The sequence below is a fragment of the Agrobacterium vitis genome (assembly GCF_013337045.2).
Taxonomy (GTDB): Bacteria; Pseudomonadota; Alphaproteobacteria; order Rhizobiales; family Rhizobiaceae; genus Allorhizobium; species Allorhizobium vitis_B.
Map to the genome: position 1 here is coordinate 3,624,781 of NZ_CP118259.1, position 26,749 is coordinate 3,651,529.

Genomic DNA, 26,749 nt, shown 5'->3' on the forward strand with positions numbered 1-26,749 from the left:
TTCATGGATAAATGCTGTGATCGAGCCTAATCGTATAATTCAGGCAGGATCGTGCTGCCGTTAGAAGTCTCACGGTAAATTTTTGTTCCCTTTTGGCATTCGTCAAGGCCGTAACTGGTTTTTGACTGAGACCGACATTTGTTAACCGTGGACATTTAAAGCCTGGCCCCGCCACCACTTCAAACATCAATCAGCATCCGCCTCCATTTGATGGAGGCGTTTTTGCGTCTGTTGGAGAAATCTAGTCTGACGTGCCCCCAATAAATTAGGCCATTTTGAACTGGAATTTTCCGCTTATGATCCCTGCTGGGAAGAAGAGGAGAATTCAATGAAGGCGTCCAAGTTTTCGGAAGCGCAGATCGCATTTGTGTTGAAGCAGGCGGAAGATGGAACGCCGGTTGGCGAGGTCTGCCGCAAGGCGGGCATTTCGGATGCGACGTTCTACAATTGGCGCAAAAAATACGCGGGCCTGATGCCCTCGGAGATGAAGCGGCTGCGGCAGCTTGAGGAGGAGAATGCCAAGCTGAAGCGGATTGTGGCGGATCTCTCACTGGACAAGGCCATGCTCCAGGATGTCCTGTCAAAAAAGCTCTGAGGCCTGCCCGCAAGCGCAAGCTTGTCGACACAGTCAAGGCGGACTGGAAGGTTTCGATCCGGCGTGCATGCTCGGTGTTGAAGATTGACCGGTCGCTCTATGTCTACAAGTCCAGACGTGGCGAGCAGGCCGAACTAAAGCTGAAGATCAGGGACATCTGCCAAACGCGCATACGCTACGGTTATCGTCGCGTCCATGTCCTGCTCAGGCGTGATGGATGGCCTGTTAATCCGAAGCGAATCTATCGTCTTTACAAGGAGATGGACCTCCAGCTCCGCAACAAGGTTCCCAAGCGTCGGGTCAAGGCTAAGCTGCGAGCCGACCGCACGGAACCTACCCATTCCAACCATGTCTGGGCGATGGACTTCGTACACGACCAATTGGCTACCGGCCGCAAAATCAGGGTTCTGACAGTGGTTGATACATTCTCACGCTTTTCGCCGGTAGTCGATGCGCGCTTCAGTTACAAGGGTGAGGATGTCGTCCAGACGCTTGAAAGGGTATGTCGCCAGGTCGGCTACCCAGCCACCATTCGGGTAGACAACGGCAGCGAATTCATCTCTCGTGATCTTGATCTCTGGGCCTATCATAGAGGCGTCGTGCTCGACTTCTCGCGGCCGGGCAAGCCGACCGACAACAGCTACATCGAGAGCTTTAATAGCAAGTTCCGGGCTGAATGCCTGAACGCTCATTGGTTTATGAGCCTTGACGACGCACGGGCAAAGATGGAGGATTGGCGTAGAGACTATAACGAGTTCCGGCCACATAGCGCGATCGGCAACAAGGTGCCGATTTCGCTCATGAACGGCTCATCGGCACCCACGCCGACATGAGCCTTAACCCCGGAAAATTCCAGCTCCCGCTGGCCCAAAATCGGGGGGCACGTCACCGCCGCCTATGCAACCGAGATCGAGGACGGCGTGCTGTTCAACTTCGGCAACGGCGATACGCTGACAGTGCATGGCTTGAGCTATGCCAGCCTGACTAGCAGCGATTCATTGATGTAACGCTCATAATGCCGCCGAGATCTCTGTCTCGGCGGCATTTTCTTACTTCAATTTCGCTTTCAGGCCCTCATCGGGAAAGCAGGTCGGTTTCAGCCCGTTTTTGGCCTGCCAGTCGCCCAGCGACCTTCGGGTCTTGAAGCCTGCAAGACCATCGGTCTTGCCGACATCATAACCTTTTTTCACCAATGTCTGCTGCATGGACTGCACGTCGGAGCGCAGCATATGGCCGACATCGCCCCACGGCGCCGAAAAGCTGCCTGAACCATAGGCGATCCGGTCGGCGAGATTGCCGATGAACAGGGCATAAAGGTCGGAATTATTATATTCCTTCAGCACGTAGAAATTCGGCGTCACCAGAAATTCCGGCCCATGAGTTCCGGCGGGAACCAGCATCATGGTCGGGGCGGAAAGATCCTGTTTCGGGAAGGCTTTGCCGCCAATGCGGCCGATGCCGGTTGCCGCCCAGGCCGACATTGGCTTTGCCAGATCCGGCCCCTCCTGGGCGCAGGAGACGCCGGACGGTATCGTCACTTCGAACCCCCAGTCACGACCGCGCTGCCAGCCTTTCTGCACCAGGAAATTGGCCATGGAAGCCAGGCTGTCCGGCACCGAGGTCCAGATATTGCGATGACCGTCACCATCGAAATCCACGGCATATTGCAGGAAGCTGGAGGGCATGAATTGCGGCTGGCCCAGTGCCCCAGCACTTGAACTCAGCATGGCGTCGGCAGCAATGTCCTTGCCGTCGATGATATGCAGAGCATCGATCAGTTCGCGGGTAAAAAGCTCTTGCCGTGTGGACATGAAGGCGCTGGTGGCCAGAACATCCACGGCTTCGTAGGGAAGCTTGGCCCGGCCATAGCCGGTTTCCCGGCCCCAGAGCGCCAGAAGAATCGGACCCGGAACGCCGTATTTGGCCTCGATCTTTTTCAACGTCGAAGCATATTGGTCCGCCAGCGCCCTGCCGCTCGCGGCCAGCGCCTGCATGCGGGCCTCACGGAAATAGGGGCCGGGAGAGGAAAATTCTGCCTGGCTCTGGGGGCGCTGCTTCGGCGGCGGGAAACCGGGTGGTGCCAGATCGGGAAGCGACCAGTCGAGCTTCACGGTCTTCATCGCAGAGGTAAACGTTACCTGCGAAATGCCCGCCTTTTTGGCTTGCGGCCAGAGATCCAGGCTGATCCAGGATTGAAATCGGCTCTCGATCTCTGCTTTCGAAGGTGCCGCCATAACGGTATTGGCCGTCAAAAAGCAGAGGGTCGCCGTTGCAAGCGCAGCCATCAGGGGGCGGCGAAAATGGGGCATGTCGTCTCCCGGTCAAAATGCGCGATCAAGCGTCGATCTATATCAGCGTGCGAGCGCGAAGCGCCGCCGAGAGCGTGCCCTCGTCCAGATAATCCAATTCTCCACCCACCGGCACGCCATGGGCAAGCCGGGTGATTTTCACGTCCAGTCCGGTCAAGTGGTCGGTAATGTAATGGGCCGTCGTCTGCCCTTCAACCGTGGCATTGACGGCGATGATGATTTCCCGCACGCCGCCTTTTGCCACCCGGTCGATCAGTCCCTTGATGTTGAGATCGTCAGGCCCGACGCCATCGAGCGGCGACAGCGTACCACCGAGCACATGATAGGCGGCATTCATCGCGCCTGCCCGCTCCAGCGCCCAGAGATCGGAGACATCCTCCACGACGATAATCATCGACTGGTCGCGCCGCTCGTCAATACAGACGGTGCAGGGGTCAATCGTATCGACATTGCCGCAGCAAGAGCAGATCTTCACCCTTGCATGGGCCTCGCCCATGGCCAGCGCCAACGGCCCCATCAATTGCTCGCGCTTCTTGATCAAATGCAGCGCCGCCCTTCGGGCCGAGCGGGGGCCGAGCCCCGGCACTTTCGCCAGGAGCTGGATCAGTTTTTCGATTTCGGGACCAGTGACTCGCTTTGCCATGGCGCGTTCTTAGCCCATATCTATCGGAAACGGAATCGCCGAAGGAGAACGGCCCCATGAAAATCCTCGCGGTCTGTCTTGGCCAACCACAAATCTTGCCCGGCAAAAGCTATAGGACAGGCATTTTCAAATCGGCACGATCAGGTCCGGTGATGGTAGACGAGCAAGGTCTCGTTGGCGATGCGGTGCTGAATCGCAAGTATCATGGCGGGCCGGACCAGGCCATTTATCTGGAAGGCGCACTGACTTTGCAATGGTGGGAGGCGCAGCTTAACCGGCAGATTACACCGGGCTTGTTTGGCGAAAATCTGGTCATCGACGGTCTCGACAACCGCGATCTTGCTGTAGGCGACCGGCTTTCCATCGGCGACGTGCTGCTGGAAGTGACGGCGCCGCGCACTCCCTGCGCCACATTCTCGGCGAGCATGGAAGATCCCGGCTTTGCGAGACGATATACGAAAGCTGCGCAGCCCGGCGCCTATTGTCGAGTCCTGCAAGCCGGCGTGGTAGAAGTGGGTATGATTGCCCAGTGGACAGCGAGCGAAGGCGACAGGTTGATGCTGGCACAGATGATCGGCAAATCCTTCAAATCCCTCGATCCACAACAGAAGGCCCGCTATCTCACTTTCCCTATCGCGGCACGAATCAGGGCTGAAATTACCGCAACACTTTGACTCGATGTCACGGTCTTGCTTTCCTTGGTCAAAAACGGGCCTCAGTCAAAAACCAGTGACTGCCTTGACGAAGGCCAAACAGGTGCTCTGATCCCAAACGTTGGAGCGCCGGAAGCTGGAGTTTTCCGGCTCCGATCACGGTGACGGGCTGGTTTAGCCACCGGGATTCTGCAGGGCAATTGGGAGGTTATATCCGATCGCCGAATGAGGACGTTCCTCGTTGTAGTATCGACGCCAAGTCTCCAACGTCGCGGGAATCCGCAAGTGTCAAGAACCAGTGGGCGTTCAGGCATTCCGAACGCAGCTTGCTGTTGAACGCATCGATGAAGCCGTTGTCGGTAGGTTTGCCGGGCCGTGAAAAGTCCAGGGTGACATTGTTGGTATAGGCCCACAGATCGAGGTCATCGAGAGATGAACTCACTGCCATGACTTCTCATCTTCCAAAGTTTTGAGCCGTCGCATTTCGTCCGGCAACAGGCCCGCATACTTCTTGCGCCAATTGAAATACGTCGCCTGGCTGATCCCGGCCTTCCGGCAGATCTCCGCCACCGGCACTCCGTTATCGCCCTGCTTCAAGACGAACGCCTTCTGGGCGTCCGAAAACTTCGATGCCTTCATACTTCCGCTCCTTCGCCCAGCCGGGAAATTAGCGCGGAAAACTCCAATTATGAACGGTCCAGTTTCTGGGGATCAGAGCGATCGCCAAATGACGTTAAAATTGAAACAGGAGCATGTGGCCGAGGTGAACGCACTCCGGCCACATGTTGAGTTTTACATCAATGAATCACTTGATGTCAGGCTTGCATAGCTCAAGCCATGCACTGTTAACGTATCGCCGTTGCCGAAGTTGAACAGCACGCCGTCTTCGATCTCGCTGGCATAGGCGGCGGCGTCGCTGACGGTGGCAAAGCCCATACCGGTCAGATCGATTGTGTCTGACGAGGCCTGGAAGTCGAAAACGACATCATTGCCATAGCTGGTGTTGAACACGAACACATCGCTGCCTTCACCGCCGTAGAGGGCGTCATTGCCGGTGCCACCATCCAGCACGTCATCGCCAGCGCCGCCGGTCAGCACATTGTCAGCGCTGTTGCCGGAGCCGGTGAAGTTGGCCGTGCCGGTATAGGTGAGGTTTTCAAGATTATCGCCCAGCGTGTAGCTGGCATTGCTGGTCTTGACGAGATCGATCCCCGCATCGGCATTTTCCGTAATCGTGCTTGCCGAACTTGCGATGTCATAGGTGTCATCACCAAGGCCGCCGAGCAGGGTTTTGTCGGTGCTTGTGGTGAACGTGTCGCTATAGTCTGAACCGGCAACGACCTCGACGCTGTTATATTGGTCGCCCTCGGCGTAACCACCGCTGCCGACATTCGTCACCAGGTTGACGGAAACACCCGCTGTGGAAAGTGCATAGCTTGCGGTATCCGTCCCCGTGCCACCATTGATTTTCTCGGCGCCGGAGCCAGCCAATACAGTGTCATTGCCAGCACCGACATTATATTCGGCAGCGTAGGTGCTGCCGGTATAGGTGTCACCATAAGTGCTGCCGGTGAAGGCCTCGATCCCGGTAAACGTATCGCCCGCCGCATAGCCGGAGCCGGTTCCTGTCGTTAGATCCAGCACCACCGCCGATGTTGCGGCAGAGTAGTTGAGCGTGTCGTAATTCCCCGCGCCGCCATCGAGGACATCTGCACCCTCTCCACCGTTCAGGACGTCATTGCCACCGCCGCCGATCAGGATATCGTCGCCAGCACCACCGGTTAACATTTCCGCCGCGCTGCTTCCAATCAGGGTGTCGTTGAAACTGGAGCCGATGACACGTTCGATGCCGCTGAGTTTATCGCCTTGCGCATCGCCGCCGGTTGCTGTCCCAGTGCTGAGATCAACTTTGACGGCCGCAGCCGAGGCTTCATAGGTGATCTTGTCTTGGCCAGCGCCGCCATTCAGCGTGTCAGCACCCGCGCCACCGATCAATAGGTCATCGCCCGCTCCACCCGATAGCACGTTGGCGCCCGTATCGCCTGTCAGCGTATCGGCATAGGCCGATCCTTCGACGTTTTCGATGCTGGTGAACACATCACCTGTTGCGTAACCGCCGGAGACCGTTTTCGTGAGAAGGTTAATGGTCACTGCTGCGGTGGAATCGCTGTAGCTTGCCGTGTCGCTTCCGTCGCCACCATCAATGGTATCGCCACCACTGCCGCCACGGATCGTATCGTTGCCGGCATAGCCGTAGAGCTTATCGACGCCGCCCTGACTGACGATGACGTTGTCGGCACTATTGCCGTAACCGAGAAAATTGGTCGAGTCGGTGTGGGTGAGGTTTTCAAAATTGGTTTTCAGCGTGTAGCTGGTCAAGGTTGTTTCAACCGTATCCGTGCCAGCGCTGGCTTCTTCGACCAGAACCGTCGTTGTGGCACCCTGGCTGACAACATAGGTGTCATTGCCACCACCACCGGAAAGCGTTCCTGTTGATGCCGACGTGAACCGGTCATCATATTGAGAACCGATCACGCCTTCGATGCTGCTCAGTGTGTCATCTGCGGCATCACCGCCCGTATGGGTGCCGGTGACGAGATTGATCTGAATGGCTGCAAAGGAATTGCCGTAGTTTGCCGTGTCACTGCCATCGCCGCCATTCAGCGTATCGGCGCCTTTGCCGCCTGCCAAGGTGTCATTGCCGCCGCCACCGTTGAGAACATTGTTGTTGTCATTGCCGGTGAGCGTATCGGCGTTGCTCGAACCTGTCAGGTTCTCGACGCTGGTGAATTTATCGCCTTCCGCTTCGCCGCCGGTCGCTACATTTGTCTTGAGATTGACATTAACCGCCGCACTTCCGGCATAGCTCGCTGTGTCGGAGCCTTCACCGCCGTTGAGCGTGTCAGCGCCAGCCTTGCCAATCAGCGTGTCATTGCCCGCGCCACCGGTGATGGTGTTGTTCAGGGCGTTACCTGTACCGGTGAAGTTATTGGAGCCGGTGTATACGAGATTCTCCAAATTGTTCGAGAGGGTGTAATCCATTGATGCGCGGACAGTATCGCTGCCCTCATCTCCTGCCTCGGAGATGGTGATACCGGCGCTGCCCACGATATAGGTATCGTCACCTTTGCCGCCTGCGAAGGTTATTGTTGAGTTTGCCGTGAATGTGTCGTTGAAGTCTGAGCCTGCGATTTTTTCGATTGAGATCAGCGTATCGCCTGCCGCGTCATCACCGGTGAAGACTTTCGTGACGAGATTGATCTGTACAGCTTCCTTGGAAGAGCCGTAGCTTACGGTATCGGTGCCTCCACTCCCATTCAGGATGTTGGCAATGCCATCGCTGGTAAAGGTATCGTCCCAGCTTGAACCTGTCAGGTTCTCGATGCTGTAGAATGTATCGCCCGCCGCGTCATTGCTTGTGGCCACATTGGTCTTGAGATTGACATTGACCGCCGCACCTCCGGCATAGCTTGCCGTATCGGAGCCTTCGCCCCCCTTCAGGACGTCAGCACCTGCCCCGCCGATCAGCGTATCGTCGCCGGAGCCGCCAATGATCGTGTTGGCTTGGGCACTGCCGGTGCCGGTAAAGTCGCCGGTTCCTGTATATTCCAGTGTTTCGACATAGTCCGACAGCGTGTAATTCACGGATGTCTGGACCGTATCGTTGCCCGCGCCCGCTGCCTCGGAGATGGTGACGCTGGTGCTGCCCACGATATAGGTATCGTCACCTTTGCCGCCTGCGAAGGTTATTGTTGAGTTTGCCGTGAATGTGTCGTTGAAGTCTGAGCCGGCGATTTTTTCGATTGAGATCAGCGTATCGCCTGCCGCGTCATCACCGGTGAAGACTTTCGTGACGAGATTGATCTGTACAGCTTCCTTGGAAGAGCCGTAGCTTACGGTATCGGTGCCTCCACTCCCATTCAGGATGTTGGCAATGCCATCGCTGGTAAAGGTATCGTCCCAGCTTGAACCTGTCAGGTTCTCGATGCTGTAGAATGTATCGCCCGCCGCGTCATTGCTTGTGGCCACATTGGTCTTGAGATTGACATTGACCGCCGCACCTCCGGCATAGCTTGCCGTATCGGAGCCTTCGCCCCCCTTCAGGACGTCAGCACCTGCCCCGCCGATCAGCGTATCGTCGCCGGAGCCGCCAATGATCGTGTTGGCTTGGGCACTGCCGGTGCCGGTAAAGTCGCCGGTTCCTGTATATTCCAGTGTTTCGACATAGTCCGACAGCGTGTAATTCACGGATGTCTGGACCGTATCGTTGCCCGCGCCCGCTGCCTCGGAGATGGTGACACCGGCGCTGCCCACGATATAGGTATCGTCACCTTTGCCGCCTGCGAAGGTTATTGTTGAGTTTGCCGTGAATGTGTCGTTGAAGTCTGAGCCGGCGATTTTTTCGATTGAGATCAGCGTATCGCCTGCCGCGTCATCACCGGTGAAGACTTTCGTGACGAGATTGATCTGTACAGCTTCCTTGGAAGAGCCGTAGCTTACGGTATCGGTGCCTCCACTCCCATTCAGGATGTTGGCAATGCCATCGCTGGTAAAGGTATCGTCCCAGCTTGAACCTGTCAGGTTCTCGATGCTGTAGAATGTATCGCCCGCCGCGTCATTGCTTGTGGCCACATTGGTCTTGAGATTGACATTGACCGCCGCACCTCCGGCATAGCTTGCCGTATCAGAGCCTTCGCCCCCCTTCAGGACGTCAGCACCTGCCCCGCCGATCAGCGTATCGTCGCCACTGTCGCCGCTCAAAGTGTCCGTTCCTGCGCCGCCGTCTAGCGTATCGTTACCATCGCCACCGTTTAATATGTCGTTGCCAGCCAGGCCTGAAATCGTATCTGCCGAAGCTGTTCCTGTTAAAGTGTTGTTTCCAGAGTCGCCCGTTAAAGTCGCCATGTAATCTACCCCTGATTGTGCCCCGATCGATAGTTTGCATATTCAGATATAATCGCATAGAGGGAATTTATTTGGCTAATTTAGAAATATAAAATTATAAGTTGAAAGTTGAGGGCTTGAACTGCCATAAATGCAGTATTGCGTTCAAAAAACGCAGCCGTGAGCGTCAATCGGTTTGGCATTTGCTACGATAAAACCTGTTCATTAACCTCTTTGTTTGGTCATCCTAAAGCGTTATCACTTTCTAACTATCCGGGTTGTGGACAATGCTCGGTTGACTCCCACTGGAGTTTCTCGATATTTTTTTGAGTAAAGAGATGTAAAAACAATGCTGAACATCGCAGCCGCTGAAGTGCGTTCCTGGACACCTGAAATTTACGTTGCCGCCGATGCTGAGGGTGACGACGAACTGGAGGCATTTCGACAGGACATTCCGCTTGGTTATATTAGCCCGGAAATCACCTTTCGCAGGCTTGGGGAATCCTTCGTTCTGGGCTGGTGCGGTGCGATAAAATCGAAAAATTTCGGGGATATCAAGCACACGCTCTATGGCGTATATCCAGATATAGTCGATGAATTGGTGCCTAAAAATGCGAAAATATCTCAGATAGAGGGGATATCTCCGCTTATCATTGGCAATGGTTGGTACAAAAACTATTATCACTGGACGTTTCAGGCTGTCGGCTGCCTGTTGATTTATAAAAAACATCGCGATGACAGTAATATTTTATTGGCAATGCCGCGTATGAACGGGTGGAGGAATGAAGTTCTTTCGCTCACCGGATTCAATGGGCGATTGCTCGAGATGGATTATCACGATGTTTTGCATGTCGACGACTGCACCACCAGCAATCTGATCGGCGGCGGCTTTGCTCATCTGCCTCATCCAGCCGTCATCGCGGAATTCGAGGCGCTTGCGCAGCGAGTCACAATTGATCGCCGGTTTAGCCGCAAGCTCTATGTTTCGCGCCTGGATGCGGGCGATGTGCGCCGAGTTGTCAATGAGAAGGCCGTCTGCACGTTCCTCGAAAGCCGTGGATTTGAAATCATCACACCTGGTGAGCTTTCCGTAAAGGAACAGGTCGTGGCTTTCCGCGATGCCGAGGTCATTGTTGCTCCGCATGGCGCGGGTTTGGCAAATCTTGTTTATTGCCAGCCCGGCGCCAAAACCAGGGTTATCGAACTGTTCCAGGTCAACTGCATCAATGCCTGCTATGCGCGAATTTCCCAGGAAAAACGACTGGATTATACGGCAATCATTAATCCCGATAGGCCCGGCCAGAACGCTGACGGGACAGCGAAAGAGGTCAAGGTCAGAAACGATATGTGGCAGATCGTCGATCTTGCCCTGTTGGAAAAGGTCTTGACTGCATGACCGGCCGATGAAATCAAAATTGACGCCGGAGTATGTGGCCGGGGCGAAAGCACCCCGGCCACTAGTCGATTTTTACATTAGCGCGTCGCTGGATGTCAGGCTTGCATAGTTCAAGCCATACACTGTCAGCGTATCCACGTGACTGAAGGTGAACAGCACGCCGCCTTCGATCTCGGTTGCATAGGCGGCGGCGTCACTGACGGTGGCAAAGCCCATGCTGGTCAGGTCGATCGAATCCGCCGACGAGTCGAAGTCGAAAATCACATCATTGTCATAGTTAGAGTTGAACACGAAAACGTCGCTGCCTTCACCACCATAGAGGGCATCGTCGCCTTCACCGCCGGCAAGCGTGTCATCGCCAGCGTCCGCATAAAGGACGTCATCGCCGCCATCGCCATGAAGCGAATCGTTACCATCAAGACCAAAGAGCGTATCAGCGTCCTCGCCACCCTTAAGAACGTCCGCATATCCGCTTCCCGAAAGAGTGTCGGCGTAAACGGAACCCTCCAGCGTTTCTATGGAGATCAGCACATCACCTTCTGCCGAACCGCCGACGCCAGTGTCTCCGGAGAGGCTTGCGCTGATACCAACGGAAGAGTCAGCGTAACTTGCGGTATCGTTACCGTCGCCGCCATCCAGAATGTCCGTGCCGCTGCCTGCGTTCAGCAGATCGTCGCCGCTACCGCCGATCAGATGGTCATCGCCTTCTCCACCTGAAAGCACATTGCTACCATCATTGCCCGTAAGGTAATCCGATTCGCTGGAGCCCGTGATGTTCTCTATCGAGACGAGGACGTCGCCCTCTGCCGAGCCACCGGCTGTTTGGCCAGTTACGAGATTGACGATCACACCTGCGGTGGAGTCGCTATAGTTTGCCGTATCGGAACCGGCTCCGCCATCCAGAAGGTCTGCACCCGTTCCGCCGGTTAGAACGTTAGCCTGATCGTCTCCCGTCAGGCTGTCAGCATAGGTTGAGCCTTCCAGATTTTCGATGGAGATGATGGTATCTCCATTCGCATATCCGCCGGATAGCGTGCGGGTTTGGAGATTAACTGTGACCGCACTGGTCGAATCCAGGTAACTCGCCGTATCGCTGCCCGCCGCGCCGTCCAATACATCGCCGCCATCGCCGCCGCGCAGTGTATTGCCTTCTCTGTTGCCGGTCAGCGTATCATTATATGCAGAACCTTCCAGGCTTTCTATAGAGATAAACGTATCTCCTTGTGCAAATCCACCTTGCGCAAGACCCGTAGTCAGATTGACAGTAACCGCTGACGTCGAGTCACGATAGCTGGATGTATCATTGTCACCGCCACCGCTTAACTTGTCTGCGCCTGCACCACCGATCAGTGTATCATTACCGTTGTTTCCAAACAGGTAATCCGCACCGGCCCCGCTGATCATCACGTTATCGGCCACCGTTCCAGATCCAGTGAAATTGGCCGTACCGGTGTAAGTGAGGTTTTCAAAATTCTCGCTCAGATCATAGCTGTTTAACCCGGTGGTCACGGTGTCGATGCCCTCGCCCTCCTGTTCGATCAGATAAATGGAGGAATTGTTGACAATGTAGTGATCGTCACCCAGGCCGCCTGCAAATCGGGCATCTTTCGAGGCGGTGAATGTGTCATTGAAAGCAGAGCCATAGACCTGAAGTATTCTATCGAAAACATCACCTTCGGCATAACCGCCGGTGTTAATGCCGGTGTCGATGTTGATCTGCACAGCTTCGTTCGAGTAGGTGTAGACTGCGGCGCCGCCGCCGCCGCCCTCTCCACCCTTGAGTGTGTCGGCGCCCAAGCCGCCATCCAAAAGGTCCCAACCGTAATATCCGTCGATAACGTTATCGCCGTCGTCACCGGTAAGGGTGTCGTCATAGTAGGAGCCCATGAGGTTTTCGATGTCGATCAGGACATCACCTTGGGCATCGCCGCTCATCTCGCCGGTTTTGAGGTTGACGACCACAGCCATATTGTCGAAGAAACTTGCGGTGTCGGAGCCGTTCCCGCCATTGATCACATCCGCATCCCAGCCGCCGGCTAACGTGTCATCGCCGTCGCCACCATGAATGGTATCACTGCCATAGCCGCCCTTGAAGATATTGTCATTATCGTCGCCGACAAGAACATCGTCTTGGTTTGATGCACTGATGACCTCAATGCTGACAAAGGTATCGCCTTGCGCATCGCTTCCACTCGCCACTCCCGTCGCGAGGTTTATATTGATCGCATCGCTTGACCAATAATTGACAGTATCCGTGCCATCGCCGCCGTTCAGAATATCGGCCCCGGCTCCCCCATTCAGATCATCGTCACCGGCATTGCCGAAAAGACTGTCATTGCCGTCTTCCCCATAAAGATTATCGTCACCGGCATCGCCTGAAAGGCTGTCGTTGCCTGAGCCTCCCATCATGAAATCGGAGCCGTCTTCTCCTGAAATCACATCATTTCCCTCATCCCCGGAGAGCGTGTCGTAATCTGCGCCACCATTGATGGTGTCGTCGCCCAGGCCTCCGTAGAGGCTGTCATAGCCAGACGTACCTGTGATCGTATCATTGCCACTTCCACCCAAAATATATACCATTTAAACCGCCCCTGATTGAAACAGGAATAGTTTGCACGTTTAAATTTGGTTGTGTAGTGTGAAAATTACATACTAAAAATAATTCAATGATGATCGATATGCGGTTTGTGGAATATGTCGTCGGCAGGCGGGATGGTCTGGCGCTCGATCATCCGGTGGACATGCGGTGGTTTTGAGCCTTTGTGCAGGTCTCCCAATCGGTCGGTGATTTCGGCATCGGCCTTGGTGCGGCGGTGGTTGTGGCGCACGTAATCGACCCAGGTCGGGGTGTGATAGGTTTCCGTCCAAATGTCAGGGTTTTCCAGGTCGCGCATTAGCGCCCAGTTCTGCGCGCCATCTCGCAGACGGATGCGCCTGCGCTCGACCATAACCTCTAGGAATTCCGGCACGTCCTTGTCGTCGATCTCGAAATCGATCTGGATAACGATCGGGCCGCTGCGTGGGCGGATATCCAGCCGCAGGGGCGGTTCGTTGAAACGGTTGAGCGGGTTGAGATCGAGTGTCGCAAAGGCGGGCATCGGCAAGGCGAGACCAATGCCGACACCGAGAGCCATCAGTCCCGCCGCCATCACCAGGGCATGACCTGCGCTGCCGGATTCGGCCAGCAGGCCCCAGATCCAGGCTCCGCCCGCCATGCCGCCGAAGGTGGCGGTCTGGTAGAGCGACAGCGCCCGGCCCACCACCCAACGCGGGGTCGAAAGCTGCACCACCGTATTGAACAGCGACAGGGACAGCACCCAGCAGGCTCCGGCCAGAACCAGGGCAGGGGCCGTCAGCCAGAAATGATGGCTGATGCCGGTCAGAACGGAGGCCAGCGCGAAGCCGGCGAAGGAACAGCTGACGATCTGTTCGCTGCTCAGCTTTTCACGAATACGGGCATTGGAGATCGCACCGGCAATGGCACCAATCCCGAAAGCGCCCAGCAATCCGCCATAGGCCAGCGGGCCGCCACCCAGATTGTCCTTCACCACCAGCGGCAGCAGCGACAGGATCGCGGTTGCGCAAAAGCCGAAGAAAAAGCCGCGAAACAGCACTTTCATCAGGTTGGGCGACATGGCCATGTAGCGCAGGCCAGCGGCGATGGCGTGGCCGAGATTTTCGCGGGGTAGGGTATTTTTCGGATAAACCGGCTTCCAGCGAAACAAAGCATAGATCATCGCCAGGTAACTGACGGCATTGATAGCAAAGGCCGTCGCCGCGCCTGCCAGGGCGACGATCAGGCCGCCAATGGCGGGGCCGACGCTGCGGGTGATGTTGAAGCCCATGCTGTTGAGCGAGACGGCAGAGGGCAGGTCTTCGCGCCCGACGATATCGCCGACCGAGGCTTGCCAGGCCGGGCTGTTCAAGGCCGTTCCGCAGCCGATCAGAAAGGTGAAGGCCAGAAGCGACCACGGGGTCAAGAGGCCAAACCATGTGAAGAGCGACAGAAGCGCCGAGACGGTCAACAGAAAGACCTGCGCAAACAGCATCACCCGGCGGCGATCAAACCCATCGGCAAGCGCGCCAGCCACCAGCGAAAACAGCATGATCGGCGCGGTATTGGAGGCCTGGACCAGCGCCACCATGCTTTCCGAAGAGGAGATTGATGTCATCATCCAGGCGGCGCCGACATCCTGGATCAGGCCGCCGAAATTGGAGGTGATGCTGGCCAGCCAGATCGTCAGAAAGATCTGGTTCTTGAAGGGCGCCAATGATGATTTTCTGTCCGGCACGGTTTTCCGCTCGATCGGTTGCAGGCTGGGATGGACGATGAAAGGCAGCTGGCAGGAAGGCTAATCGCCTGTTGCACAACCTAATGCCTTGAAGCCAAGAAACCAGTCCTTATTTGGGCAAAATCAGCTCACATCTGCGTTTGAAGGCGATTGGATCGACTTTTCTGAAATGCTTGCATTGTTGACGCTAAGGGCGTATACGGCGTTCAAATTCTTGATCGCCAGATGAAGAGTGGGCCCGCAAGGACCCGCTCTTTTTTGTTGGCGATGGACCATGAAGCTCCATACCGAGGAGGACAGGTTTGTCCGAACACGTGCCAGCCGATGAGGCACCCGAGCCACGTCTGATTACCGAAACCGGCCTCGACCGGCGTATCGCCGATATCATTGAGCCCGTGATCGTCGAGCTTGGTTTCAAGCTCGTTCGCGTGCGGATCCTCAACCAGAACGGCATGACCCTGCAAGTCATGGCCGAGCGCAAGGACGGTACGATGACCGTCGAGGATTGCGAGGAATTGTCCATGGCGATTTCTCCGGTTCTGGATGTGGAAGATCCGGTCGATAAGGAGTATCATCTGGAAGTCTCGTCGCCCGGTATCGACCGTCCGATGGTGCGCGCATCCGATTTCACGCGCTGGCAGGGCAACCTGCTGAAATGCGAAACGTCCATTCTGATCGACAATCGCAAGCGGTTTCGTGGCAAGATTGCGGATGTCACCCCAGAAGGTTTCGTTCTGGAACGCGATCAGGTCGCCAACGGGGAGGAGCCACGGCTTACCATCCCGTTCACGGCATTGGCCGAGGCTAAGCTGATCCTGACGGATGATCTGGTGCGCGATGCGCTGCGCGCCGACAAGCAGGCAAAGGCCGCGGCTGAAGCTGCAAACCAGAATGACGAAACCGGCGAAGACCAATAACCGATAACGCGCCTGGCAGGCGAACATGCCCCAGGCAGGAAGACGGAGACTTTAAACAATGGCAGTCAGTGCTAATCGGCTCGAGCTGTTGCAGATCGCGGATGCGGTCGCACGCGAAAAAGTCATCGACCGCGAAATCGTGCTTGCTGCGATGGCTGACGCCATCCAGAAGGCCGCGCGTTCGCGTTACGGTTCCGAGACCAATATTCGCGCCGACATCAACTCCAAGACCGGCGAGATCCGTCTGCAGCGCCTGCTCGAAGTGGTCGAAAAGGTCGAGGATTACGGCACCCAGATCGCACTCGAGCTGGCGCGCGACCGCAATGTCGACGCCAAGCTGGGCGATTACATTGCCGATCCGCTGCCGCCGATGGATTTTGGCCGTATCGCCGCCCAGTCCGCCAAGCAGGTCATCGTGCAGAAAGTGCGCGAAGCCGAGCGTGATCGGCAGTTCGACGAGTTCAAGGATCGCGTCGGCGAAATCATCAACGGCACGGTCAAGCGCGTCGAATATGGCAATGTCATCGTTGATCTCGGTCGTGGCGAAGGCATTATCCGCCGTGATGAAATGATCCCGCGCGAAACCATGCGTTACGGTGATCGCGTTCGCGCCTATGTCTATGACGTGCGCCGCGAACAGCGTGGCCCGCAGATTTTCCTGTCGCGCACCCATCCGCAATTCATGGTGAAGCTGTTCACCATGGAAGTACCTGAGATCTACGACGGCGTCATCCAGATCAAGTCGGTGGCCCGTGATCCGGGTTCACGCGCCAAGATCGCGGTGATTTCCAACGACAGCTCGATCGATCCAGTCGGTGCTTGCGTCGGTATGCGTGGTTCGCGCGTTCAGGCCGTGGTCGGTGAATTGCAGGGCGAAAAGATCGACATCATTCCGTGGTCGGCAGACCCGGCATCCTTCATCGTCAACGCGCTTCAACCGGCAGAAGTCGCCAAGGTCGTGCTGGACGAAGATGCCGAGCGCATCGAAGTCGTGGTTCCCGATGAGCAGCTGTCGCTGGCCATCGGTCGCCGCGGCCAGAATGTCCGTCTGGCGTCGCAGCTGACCGGCTGGGATATCGACATCATGACGGAAGCGGAAGAGTCCGAGCGCCGTCAGAAGGAATTCAACGAACGCACCAACCTGTTCATGGATGCGCTCGACGTCGATGAAATGGTCGGTCAGGTTCTGGCGTCGGAAGGCTTTGCCCAGGTTGAAGAGCTGGCCTATGTCGATCTGGAGGAAATCGCTTCCATCGATGGTTTCGACGGCGATACCGCAGAAGAAATCCAGACCCGCGCCCGCGAATATCTCGAAAAGCTGGAAGCCGAACTGGATGCCAAGCGCAAGGCGCTTGGCGTGTCCGACGAGCTGCGCAGCATCGATGGCATGACAACGCAGATGTTGGTTGCGCTCGGGGGAGACGGCATCAAGACGGTCGAGGATTTCGCCGGCTGTGCTGCCGACGACCTGATCGGCTGGAGTGAGCGTAAGGATGGCGAGACCAAGAAATTCGAGGGTCTGTTCTCGAAAATCGACATTTCGCGCACCGAGGCGGAACAAATGATCGTTCAGGCTCGTCTGGCGGCTGGCTGGATCACCGAAGCGGATATTGCCGCCGAGGCTGAGGCAGAAGTCGTCGAGGATGAGGCGCAAGAGGCTGAGCAGGGCTCGTGATGGCCTCCGATCCATCTTTGGAGGAAGGGCGTCCGGCAAAGCCGGTGAAGGCGGTAAAGGACGGTCAGAACGACCGGACTTGCATCGTCACCCGCCAGCCGGGAACGCCAGATACACTGATCCGGTTCGTGGCGGGCCCTGATGGGACGCTCGTGCCGGATTTGAAACGGGAATTGCCCGGCCGTGGCTGCTGGGTGTCCGTTTCCCGCGAGGCCGTGGACAAGGCACGGGCGAAAAAGCTTTTCGCCCGTGCCTTGAAGGCGGATGTCACCGTGGATCCCGAAATGGGAGCGCGTGTCGACAGGCTGCTTGTTCAGCAGGTGGCGGGAATGATGAACCTGGCGCGCAAGGCGGGCCAGTTTGTAACAGGGTCGGCCAAGGTCGATCTCGCGATCCGCAGCGGTGCCGCGCTTGGCGTGTTTCACGCCACCGATGCCGCCGCAGATGGCGTTCGAAAACTGGACCAGGCCCGCAAGGCCTGGCATCTCGGAATGGAAACGGATGAGGAAATTCGTTCTTATCGGCTCTTTTCCGAGGCGGAAATGCAAGAACTGATGGGCCAGAACGCTTTTATCCATGCCTGCGCGCTTGCAGGACAGGCGGGTGAAGGTGTAGTGAAGCGCGCAACTCTGCTTGAAACCTATCGTGGCCTTTCGCCGCGGATGGCAAGTAGCGCTGGCCGTAAACCACAATGACGCGGTCACCGGTGCAAACCGGCCTCCGTGGTGTAGGACAGTATGTGAACGGCGTGGTCTGATGCGGTAGTCATCCGGCCTCGCTCGAAGGAACGGGAACGGAATGACCGACAGCAAAGACGACAAGACACTCAGCGTTACGGGCAAGAAGACACTCACGCTCAAGCCGACGGGAGTGAACCAGGGTACCGTGCGCCAAGATATGGGTCGCGGTCGCACGAAGGCCGTTGTGGTCGAGACGCGCAAGCGCCGCCCGACCCGTCCTGAAGACGAACGTGCAGGCCAGCCGCAGGGTCGCGTTGGCGACGATGCACCGGCAACAGCAGCTGCTGCCCCCGTGCAGACGCCAGCCCCTGTGCAGGCTCCGGCGCCAGTCGCCGCTGCACCGCAGGCACCGCGCCCAGCCGCTCCGCCGCAGCGCGTTCAACAGACAAATCAATATTCGCAGCAGCGCCATCCAGGCCAGCAGAACCGTCCGCAGGCGTCGAGCCAGCCGAGCCGCCAGCCCGACCGGCCGCGTGGCGCGGTACTGCACGATTTGTCCGCCAGCGAAATGGATGCTCGCCGCCGCGCTCTGGCTGAAGCCCAGGTCCGCGAAGTCGAGGACGCCAAGCGCCGTGCCGAGGAAGAGGTTCGCCGTCAGGCTGAAGAGGTCGAGCGTCAGCGTCTTGCTGCTCTGGAAGCCATTCGCCAGGCCGAAGAAGACAAGGCCCGTGCGCTTGAAGCCAAGAATGCGCCTGAGCCTGTCGCAGAGCCAGTCGCGCCTGTTGCGGAAACCCCGCGTCCTGCCGAGCCTGCTGCCCGGGCGCCGTCGCCCGCTGGTGCCAGACCGGCTGCTGGCGCGCCTGCTCCGAGCTTTGTGCGCGGTCGCAAGCCGGAAGGCGAAGAAGATGAAAATCGCGGTCCCGCCCGTGGCGGTCCGGTGCGCGGCAAGGTCGTGCGTCCCGAGCCTGCCAAGGTTCCGGCTCGCCCCAAAACCGAGGATGAGCGCCGCCGTGGCAAGCTGACTGTCACCACCGCCGCTGTCGATGAAGACGGCAATGCGCGTGGCCGGTCGCTGTCGGCCATGCGCCGTCGCCAGGAGAAATTCCGCCGCAGCCAGATGCAGGAACCCCGCGAAAAGGTCATGCGCGAAGTGGTTCTGCCGGAAACCATCACCATTCAGGAATTGTCGCAGCGCATGTCCGAACGGGCCGTCGATGTGATCAAGTACCTGATGAAGGAAGGTCAGATGATGAAGCCGGGCGACGTCATCGACGCCGATCTGGCCGAATTGATCGCCACCGAATTTGGCCATTCCGTCAAGCGCGTTTCCGAATCCGACGTTGAAGAAGGCATTTTCGACGTCAAGGACGACGCAGGCGAAATGGTGTCGCGTCCGCCGGTCGTGACCATCATGGGTCACGTCGACCACGGCAAGACCTCGTTGCTCGACGCCATTCGTCAGACCAGCGTCGTTTCGGGTGAAGCCGGTGGCATTACCCAGCATATCGGCGCCTATCAGGTGGAGCAGAACGGCCACAAGATCACCTTCATCGACACCCCCGGCCACGCCGCCTTCACGGCGATGCGTGCTCGTGGTGCCCAGGCGACCGACATTGCCATCCTGGTGGTTGCCGCCGATGACAGCGTCATGCCGCAGACGATCGAGTCGATCCACCACGCCAAGGCGGCCAATGTGCCGATCATCGTGGCGATCAACAAGATCGACAAGCATGAGGCCAACCCGGAAAAAGTGCGCCAGCAATTGCTCCAGCACGAAGTGTTCGTCGAATCCATGGGCGGTGAAGTGCTCGACGTCGAAGTGTCGGCGAAGAACAAGCTCAATCTCGACAAGCTGCTGGAAGCCGTGCTTCTTCAGGCCGAAATTCTCGACCTGAAGGCCGATCCGAGCCGGACTGCCGAAGGTCTGGTCATTGAAGCCCAGCTCGATCGGGGCCGTGGCGCCGTTGCCACCGTTCTGGTTCAGAAGGGCACGCTGCGTCCAGGTCAGATCATCGTCGCTGGCGATCAGTGGGGCCGCGTGCGCGCCCTGGTCAACGACAAGGGTGGTCACGTCAAGGAAGCAGGGCCTGCCATGCCGGTCGAGGTTCTCGGTCTGTCAGGTACGCCTGCCGCCGGTGACAAGTTCGCCGTGGTTGAAAGCGAAGCCCGCGCCCGTGAAATCTCGGAATACCGTCAGCGTCTGGCCCGCGACAAGGCCGCTGCCCGCCAGTCCGGTCAGCGCGGTTCGCTTGAGCAGATGATGAGCAAGCTGCAGGATACCGGCTTCAAGGAATTCCCGCTGGTCATCAAGGCCGACGTTCAGGGTTCTGTCGAAGCCATCGTCGCAGCGCTCGACAAGCTCGGAACAGACGAAGTGCGGGCCCGGATCGTCCATTCGGGCGCCGGTGCCATCACGGAATCGGATATTTCGCTGGCCGAAGCATCCAACGCCGCGATCATCGGCTTCAACGTTCGTGCAAACGTTCAGGCTCGGGCCTTGGCCGAACGCACCGGCACTGAAATCCGCTACTACAACATCATCTACGATCTGGTGGATGACGTGAAGGCAGCGATGTCGGGTCTGTTGTCGCCGGAACGCCGCGAAACCTTCCTCGGCAATGCCGAGATCCTCGAAGTGTTCAACATCACGAAAACGGGCAAGGTTGCCGGTTGCCGTGTTGTCGAGGGCAAGGTCGAGCGTGGCGCAGGTGTGCGTCTGGTGCGCGACAACGTCGTTATCCACGAAGGCAAGCTCAAGACACTCAAGCGCTTCAAGGACGAAGTGGCAGACGTGCCGATGGGCCAGGAATGTGGCATGGCCTTCGAAAACTACGAAGACATCCGCGCTGGCGACACCATCGAGTGCTTCCGCGTCGAGCATATCACCCGTACGCTGTAATCAGCGGTTACCATCCAGAAAGGCCGCTTTTTCGAGCGGCCTTTCTGTTCACATGTGTGAAAACGAAAGCTGTTTGAGCCTCGTGTCTTCTTCAGGAAGATGAGGTTGATCAGTCCCAGGGTTCGATCCCCACCCGCCTGTTTGAAGGCAAATGAGAAACGATAATGAGCAAACCAACAAATTCCGCGCCATCGCAGCGCATGTTGCGCGTTGGCGAACAGGTCCGCGCCGCCATTACCCAGGTTCTGCAACGCGGCGAAGTGCGTGATGACCTGATTGAAAAGACCGTTATTTCGATTTCCGAAGTGCGGATGTCGACTGATCTGAAGGTCGCCACCGCCTATGTCTCGCCGCTCGGCGTCAGCGACCATGACACGGTGATCGCTGCGTTGAACCGCCACGCGAAATATATTCGCGGTCGGATCGGTGGCCAGTTGCGGCAGATGAAATATATGCCGGAAGTGCGGTTCCGCGACGATACCAGCTTCGACAATTATCAGAAAATCGATGCGCTGCTGCGCTCGCCGGAAGTGGCGCGCGATCTGGGGCCAGACGAAGACAAGCAAGAAGACGAATAAGACGATGTCCAAACCCAGAAAACCCAAGGGCCGTCCGGTTTCCGGCTGGCTTATCCTCGACAAGCCCGTGGATTACGGCTCGACCGAGGCCGTCGGCAAGATCAAATGGCTGTTCAACGCCCAGAAGGCGGGTCACGCCGGAACGCTCGATCCGCTGGCCTCCGGCATGTTGCCGATTGCGCTGGGCGATGCCACCAAGACGGTTCCCTACGTCATGGATGGCCGCAAGATCTACGAATTCACCGTCACCTGGGGCGAAGAACGCTCGACCGACGATCTGGAAGGCGAGGCAACCCAAACTTCCGACCAACGCCCGACCGAAGAACAGATCCGCGCTTTGCTGCCGCATTATACCGGGGTGATCAACCAGATCCCCCCGCAGTTTTCGGCCATCAAGATTGCCGGGGAGCGTGCTTATGATCTGGCCCGTGAAGGCGAGGTGGTCGATATTCCCTCCCGCGAGGTGGAAATTCATCGGCTGACCCTGCTGAGGGCCGACCGCGACTGCGCCTATTTCGAGGTCGAATGCGGTAAGGGCACCTATGTGCGTTCGTTGGCGCGCGACATGGGCCGTGATCTTGGCTGCTACGGCCATATTTCGGAGCTGCGGCGCTCTTTCGTCGCGCCGTTTGCCGAAGACATGATGGTGCCGCTCGAAGACCTCGTGGAGCTGGAAAAGATCGAGGATCGTGACGAGCGGTTGGCAGCACTCGATGCTTTCCTGTTTGACACTGGTGAGGCGCTGATGTCGCTGCCGCAAATCCGGATCAGCGACGATCAGGCGCATCGGTTGCGGATGGGCAATCCAATCATTCTGCGCGGTCGCGATGCGCCAGTGGCAGAACCGGAAGCGGTCGCACTGGCCGGTGGTAAGCTGGTGGCGATCGGCGAAATCGGTGAAGGCGAGTTTCGCCCGAAGCGGGTTTTTGCCTGATATTCAGCTTTTCCGTCTGTCGTTGGACGGGAAAGCATCATGCTTATTGCTTGATTTGCTGGCCAAGCGCACCTCTTCCCTTGGCTGCCGGAATAGTATATAGGCGGCCCCAGCATTGCAGAACTATGCGTGCATTCATGGCCTCCGCTGGACGACATCCCGGCCGCAGGCGTCCGAATCCTCCCTTTCAAGAAAGGACATACGATGTCGATTACTGCAGAGCGCAAGGCAGCCCTCATCAAGGAATACGCAACCAACGAAGGCGACACAGGTTCGCCGGAAGTCCAGGTCGCTATCCTGACCGAGCGGATCACCAATCTGACCGAGCACTTCAAGGGCCACAAGAAGGACAACCACTCCCGTCGTGGCCTTCTGACGCTGGTATCCACCCGCCGTTCGCTTCTTGATTATCTGAAGAAGAAGGACGAAGGCCGTTACAGCAAGCTGATTGCGAGCCTCGGCATTCGCCGCTAAAGACTGGACCGGCGGGCTTCCGATAAGGAAGGACCCGCCGGTACTTTTTCCGGGGCGCTGAAAAGGCTCCGGCTTGAAAGGTTTGCGCGGCAATTCTGCCCGCTGACAGACTGAATGAAGCCTGGGTCGTATGGATCCGGGAAAGGCCATGCACCGCATGGAGATGTTGCAACCTGCCCAGAGCTTTGAAAAGCTCAAGGCATTGCAAACCAGGCAGTCCGGATGGGCCGGTACTGCCGACGACAACCGATGGCCTGTCATGGGGCAGGATTGTTGGATGCTTGCGCCGAAAGGCGGATCTCTGGTCTGGATGCCTCCGGAAGGGATCATTGAAGCCTCCCACTGTCTTGCCCGTGATGGTTCAGCACGATGCGTCTGACTGCGGCTTTGATGTCTTTGGCAGAAAAGCCGCCAGCGCATATGAAGGACAAGATATGTTTAATGTTCACAGCGTTGAAATCGAGTGGGCCGGCCGGCCGCTGAAGCTGGAAACCGGCAAGATCGCCCGTCAGGCTGACGGCGCCGTTCTCGCCAGCTACGGCGAAACCGTTGTTCTGGCCACCGTCGTTTCCGCCAAGTCGCCGAAGCCGGGTCAGGATTTCTTCCCGCTCACCGTCAACTATCAGGAAAAGACCTATGCCGCCGGTAAAATCCCGGGTGGCTATTTCAAGCGCGAAGGCCGCCCGAGCGAAAAGGAAACCCTGGTTTCCCGCCTGATCGACCGCCCGATCCGCCCACTTTTCCCGGAAGGCTACAAGAACGACACCCAGGTCGTTGTTACCGTTATCCAGCATGACCTTGAAAACGATCCGGACGTCTTGTCGATGGTTGCCGCTTCGGCTGCCCTGACACTGTCTGGCGTACCGTTCATGGGCCCGGTCGGCGGCGCACGCGTCGGCTATATCAATGGCGAGTACGTCCTCAACCCGCATCTCGACGAGATGGATGAGTCCGTTCTCGACCTCGTGGTTGCCGGTACGCAGGACGCCGTCCTTATGGTCGAATCTGAAGCCAAGGAACTGAACGAAGACATCATGCTCGGCGCTGTGATGTTCGGTCACCGTGGCTTCCAGCCGGTCATCGACGCGATCATCAAGCTCGCCGAAGTGGCTGCCAAGGAACCGCGCGAATTCGAACCGGAAGATCATTCCGCTCTCGAAGCCGAAATGCTCTCGATTGCCGAAGCCGAACTGCGCGACGCCTACAAGATCACCCAGAAGGCTGATCGTTATACGGCCGTCGATGCTGTGAAGGCCAAGGTCAAGGCACATTTCTTCCCAGAAGGTGCAGAACCTAAATACACCAACGAAGTGATCGGCGCGGTCTTCAAGCATCTGCAAGCCAAGATCGTTCGCTGGAACATTCTCGACACCAAGAGCCGTATCGATGGCCGTGATCTCGAAACGGTCCGTGCGATCGTCTCGGAAGTCGGTATCCTGCCACGCACCCACGGTTCGGCGCTGTTTACCCGCGGCGAAACCCAGGCCATCGTGGTTGCCACGCTCGGCACCGGTGAAGACGAACAGTATGTCGATAGCCTGACGGGCATGTACAAGGAACGTTTCCTTCTGCATTACAACTTCCCTCCCTATTCGGTTGGTGAAACTGGCCGCATGGGCTCCCCGGGCCGCCGCGAAATCGGCCATGGCAAGCTGGCATGGCGCGCTATTCGCCCGATGCTGCCAACGCCGGAACAGTTCCCCTACACGCTACGCGTCGTCTCCGAGATCACCGAATCCAACGGCTCGTCCTCGATGGCAACCGTTTGCGGCACCTCTCTGGCGCTGATGGATGCTGGCGTTCCGCTGGCCAAGCCGGTGGCCGGTATTGCCATGGGCCTGATCCTGGAAGGCGAACGTTTTGCTGTTCTTTCCGACATTCTCGGCGATGAAGATCATCTCGGTGACATGGACTTCAAGGTTGCCGGCACGGAAGCCGGTATTACCTCGCTGCAGATGGACATCAAGATCGCCGGTATTACCGAAGAGATCATGAAGGTTGCCCTGGCGCAGGCCCAGAATGGCCGCAAGCACATCCTCGGCGAAATGGCCAATGCCATCACCGAAGGTCGCTCGCAGCTTGGCGAATTCGCACCGCGCATCGAAGTCATGACCATCCCGGTCGACAAGATCCGTGAAGTCATCGGTTCCGGCGGCAAGGTTATCCGCGAAATCGTCGAAAAGACCGGCGCGAAGATCAACATCGAAGACGATGGTACGATCAAGATCGCATCTGCTTCCGGCAAGGAAATCGAAGCCGCCCGCAAGTGGATTCATTCGATTGTTGCCGAGCCTGAAATCGGCGTTGTCTATGAAGGCACGGTCGTCAAGACTGCTGACTTCGGCGCTTTCGTCAATTTCTTCGGTTCTCGTGACGGTCTCGTCCATATCAGCCAGCTGGCTGTGGACCGCGTTGCCAAGACCCAGGATGTGGTCAAGGAAGGCGACAAGGTCTGGGTCAAGCTGATGGGCTTTGACGAGCGTGGCAAGGTTCGCCTGTCCATGAAGGTTGTCGATCAGGCAACCGGCAAGGAAATCGTCGGCGACAAGAAGGCCGAAGGCGACGCTGCCGCTGAATAAGCGGGGTTGATTCTATGACGAGGCGCGGGAGATTTTCCGCGCCTTTTTTTATCCGGGAGTTTGTCAGAAAACGTGGAAACTGGGTTTCCCGAAGGCAAACGAAAACAAAAGAAAATAGAGACTGTCTGTTTCGCCGTGAAACCGACAGAGTCTAATCACGAGATTGCCGAGCCATGAGCCGCGAAACCCTGAAGACCATTTTTCACCCCTTTGTCACCGAAGCTGTTGCTCTTCCAGGCGAAGACGAACGCTTCCTGTTTCTCGGCGCTGAGGCTGGCTTCGTGAAGCCGGAAGGCTTTGGTGCCGAATTGACCGTGGTCCAAGGTTTCCGACCCGATTTTCGCCGCCTGGAGGCAGCCCGTCAGTCGCCGGTTGCTGTTGTGGCAGGTGAGGATTATGACGGCGCGCTGGTTCTGGCTGGCAAGCACAAGGGTCTCAACGAAAACCGCGTCGCGGAAGCGCTGGCGCGTGTCCGGGCCGGTGGCGTCATCATTGTGGCCGGTGCCAAGGAAGACGGAATTCAGCCGCTGCGCAAACAGATCGACCGCCTTGGTCTTGAGCCGCAATCCCTGCCAAAGTATCACGGCATTGCCGTGTGGTTCACCGTACCTGACGATAAGGCCGCCGCGATTGCCGCGCTCGCTTCCAAGCCGGTCATGGTCGAGGGCCGGTTTGAAACTTATGCCGGGCAGTTTTCCCATATGCATGCCGATCCGGGTTCTGAACTGCTTGTCAGCCGGCTGCCGGAGGATTTCGATGGCAATGCCGCCGATTTTGGTGCGGGTTGGGGCTATCTGTCAGTGATGCTGGCCGAGAAAGCGCGGCGCACCAACCGTATCGACCTGTTCGAGGCCAATTACGATTCGCTGGAACAGGCGAAGAAGAATCTGGCCCGCAACTGCCCTAACCTGACAGCACGGTTCTTCTGGCAAGATCTGGGTACTGAACCGCCCAAGGAAAAATACGATCTTGTTATCATGAACCCTCCCTTCCACGAAGGCCATGCGACGGAGCCGTCGATTGGAGAGGCAATGATCAAGGCAGCGGCGGATGCTTTGCGCGGCGGCGGCGATCTGCTGATGGTGGCCAATCGCGGTCTAGCCTATGAGCCAGTTCTGGGGGCCAATTTTCGTCAGCATGGCGAGACCTGCCGCAATGCCCGCTACAAGGTACTGTGGGCGAAGAAATAAGCCGAACGATTACAAAAAAAAGGCGCCGGGAGAGATCCTGGCGCCTTTTTT

General features: G+C 57.5%; 17 protein-coding genes and 1 pseudogene. 12 read left to right on the forward strand and 6 right to left on the reverse strand.

Translation table 11 applies throughout. The features are described from left to right. Nucleotides 1-328 precede the first annotated feature (328 nt). A protein-coding gene (locus G6L01_RS17075; protein ID WP_420359821.1) for an IS3 family transposase occupies nt 329-1,428 on the forward strand; the annotation gives its coding sequence in 2 pieces (ribosomal slippage) (nt 329-581 and nt 581-1,428; 1,101 coding nt in all). Nucleotides 1,429-1,644: 216 nt separating this feature from the next. On the opposite strand, the gene G6L01_RS17080 is transcribed toward G6L01_RS17075, so the two are convergent. Together G6L01_RS17080 and recR are read right to left on the reverse strand one after the other, a co-directional pair. Further along, complete coding sequence (locus G6L01_RS17080) at nt 1,645-2,904, reverse strand: lytic murein transglycosylase (protein ID WP_070164012.1); 1,260 nt, start codon at nt 2,902-2,904, stop codon at nt 1,645-1,647. Between the two features lie 37 nt (nt 2,905-2,941). Beyond that, nucleotides 2,942-3,547, reverse strand: coding sequence for a recombination mediator RecR (gene recR, locus G6L01_RS17085; RefSeq protein WP_070164011.1), 606 nt, complete (start codon nt 3,545-3,547; stop codon nt 2,942-2,944). Between the two features lie 56 nt (nt 3,548-3,603). Here recR and G6L01_RS17090 point away from each other — a divergent pair, with 56 nt between their 5' ends. Continuing rightward, nucleotides 3,604-4,221 (forward strand): MOSC domain-containing protein, encoded by a 618-nt coding sequence (locus G6L01_RS17090; protein ID WP_070164010.1) that lies wholly within the window; start codon nt 3,604-3,606, stop codon nt 4,219-4,221. A gap of 153 nt (nt 4,222-4,374) precedes the next feature. Here G6L01_RS17090 and G6L01_RS17095 read toward each other — a convergent pair. Both G6L01_RS17095 and G6L01_RS17100 read right to left on the reverse strand, forming a co-directional pair. Then, nucleotides 4,375-4,839 (reverse strand): annotated as a pseudogene (locus G6L01_RS17095) (transposase). Between the two features lie 153 nt (nt 4,840-4,992). Then, nucleotides 4,993-9,105: a beta strand repeat-containing protein gene (locus tag G6L01_RS17100; protein WP_156621581.1), complete on the reverse strand. Its 4,113-nt coding sequence runs from the start codon at nt 9,103-9,105 to the stop codon at nt 4,993-4,995. A gap of 328 nt (nt 9,106-9,433) precedes the next feature. Here G6L01_RS17100 and G6L01_RS17105 point away from each other — a divergent pair, with 328 nt between their 5' ends. Further along, complete coding sequence (locus G6L01_RS17105) at nt 9,434-10,480, forward strand: glycosyltransferase family 61 protein (protein ID WP_070164008.1); 1,047 nt, start codon at nt 9,434-9,436, stop codon at nt 10,478-10,480. Between the two features lie 72 nt (nt 10,481-10,552). On the opposite strand, the gene G6L01_RS17110 is transcribed toward G6L01_RS17105, so the two are convergent. Together G6L01_RS17110 and G6L01_RS17115 are read right to left on the reverse strand one after the other, a co-directional pair. Continuing rightward, nucleotides 10,553-13,060 (reverse strand): beta strand repeat-containing protein, encoded by a 2,508-nt coding sequence (locus tag G6L01_RS17110; protein ID WP_070164007.1) that lies wholly within the window; start codon nt 13,058-13,060, stop codon nt 10,553-10,555. Between the two features lie 83 nt (nt 13,061-13,143). Further along, complete coding sequence (locus G6L01_RS17115) at nt 13,144-14,772, reverse strand: MFS transporter (protein ID WP_081356527.1); 1,629 nt, start codon at nt 14,770-14,772, stop codon at nt 13,144-13,146. Nucleotides 14,773-15,074: 302 nt separating this feature from the next. Here G6L01_RS17115 and rimP point away from each other — a divergent pair, with 302 nt between their 5' ends. From rimP to G6L01_RS17160, 9 genes are all read left to right on the forward strand, one after another. Continuing rightward, complete coding sequence (gene rimP / locus G6L01_RS17120; RefSeq protein WP_070164004.1) at nt 15,075-15,689, forward strand: ribosome maturation factor RimP; 615 nt, start codon at nt 15,075-15,077, stop codon at nt 15,687-15,689. Nucleotides 15,690-15,747: 58 nt separating this feature from the next. Beyond that, nucleotides 15,748-17,364: a transcription termination factor NusA gene (gene nusA / locus G6L01_RS17125; protein WP_070164003.1), complete on the forward strand. Its 1,617-nt coding sequence runs from the start codon at nt 15,748-15,750 to the stop codon at nt 17,362-17,364. After that, a complete protein-coding gene (locus G6L01_RS17130) occupies nt 17,364-18,059 on the forward strand; it encodes an RNA-binding protein (protein ID WP_234891948.1) in 696 nt (231 codons plus the stop codon). Before nusA ends, G6L01_RS17130 begins: the two co-directional genes overlap by 1 nt. Before the next feature lie 103 nt (nt 18,060-18,162). Next, nucleotides 18,163-20,943, forward strand: a complete 2,781-nt coding sequence (gene infB, locus G6L01_RS17135; protein WP_071206005.1) for a translation initiation factor IF-2 — start codon at nt 18,163-18,165, stop codon at nt 20,941-20,943. Nucleotides 20,944-21,107: 164 nt separating this feature from the next. Further along, nucleotides 21,108-21,521: a 30S ribosome-binding factor RbfA gene (gene rbfA / locus G6L01_RS17140; RefSeq protein ID WP_012654633.1), complete on the forward strand. Its 414-nt coding sequence runs from the start codon at nt 21,108-21,110 to the stop codon at nt 21,519-21,521. Between the two features lie 4 nt (nt 21,522-21,525). Further along, a complete protein-coding gene (gene truB / locus G6L01_RS17145) occupies nt 21,526-22,455 on the forward strand; it encodes a tRNA pseudouridine(55) synthase TruB (RefSeq protein WP_070164001.1) in 930 nt (309 codons plus the stop codon). Between the two features lie 204 nt (nt 22,456-22,659). Then, a complete protein-coding gene (rpsO, locus tag G6L01_RS17150) occupies nt 22,660-22,929 on the forward strand; it encodes a 30S ribosomal protein S15 (RefSeq protein ID WP_060719398.1) in 270 nt (89 codons plus the stop codon). Nucleotides 22,930-23,363: 434 nt separating this feature from the next. Beyond that, nucleotides 23,364-25,508 carry a polyribonucleotide nucleotidyltransferase gene (pnp, locus tag G6L01_RS17155; protein WP_070164061.1) on the forward strand — a complete coding sequence of 715 codons (2,145 nt, stop codon included), beginning with the start codon at nt 23,364-23,366 and terminating at the stop codon, nt 25,506-25,508. Between the two features lie 173 nt (nt 25,509-25,681). Beyond that, complete coding sequence (locus G6L01_RS17160) at nt 25,682-26,698, forward strand: class I SAM-dependent methyltransferase (RefSeq protein WP_070163999.1); 1,017 nt, start codon at nt 25,682-25,684, stop codon at nt 26,696-26,698. Nucleotides 26,699-26,749: the final 51 nt, after the last annotated feature.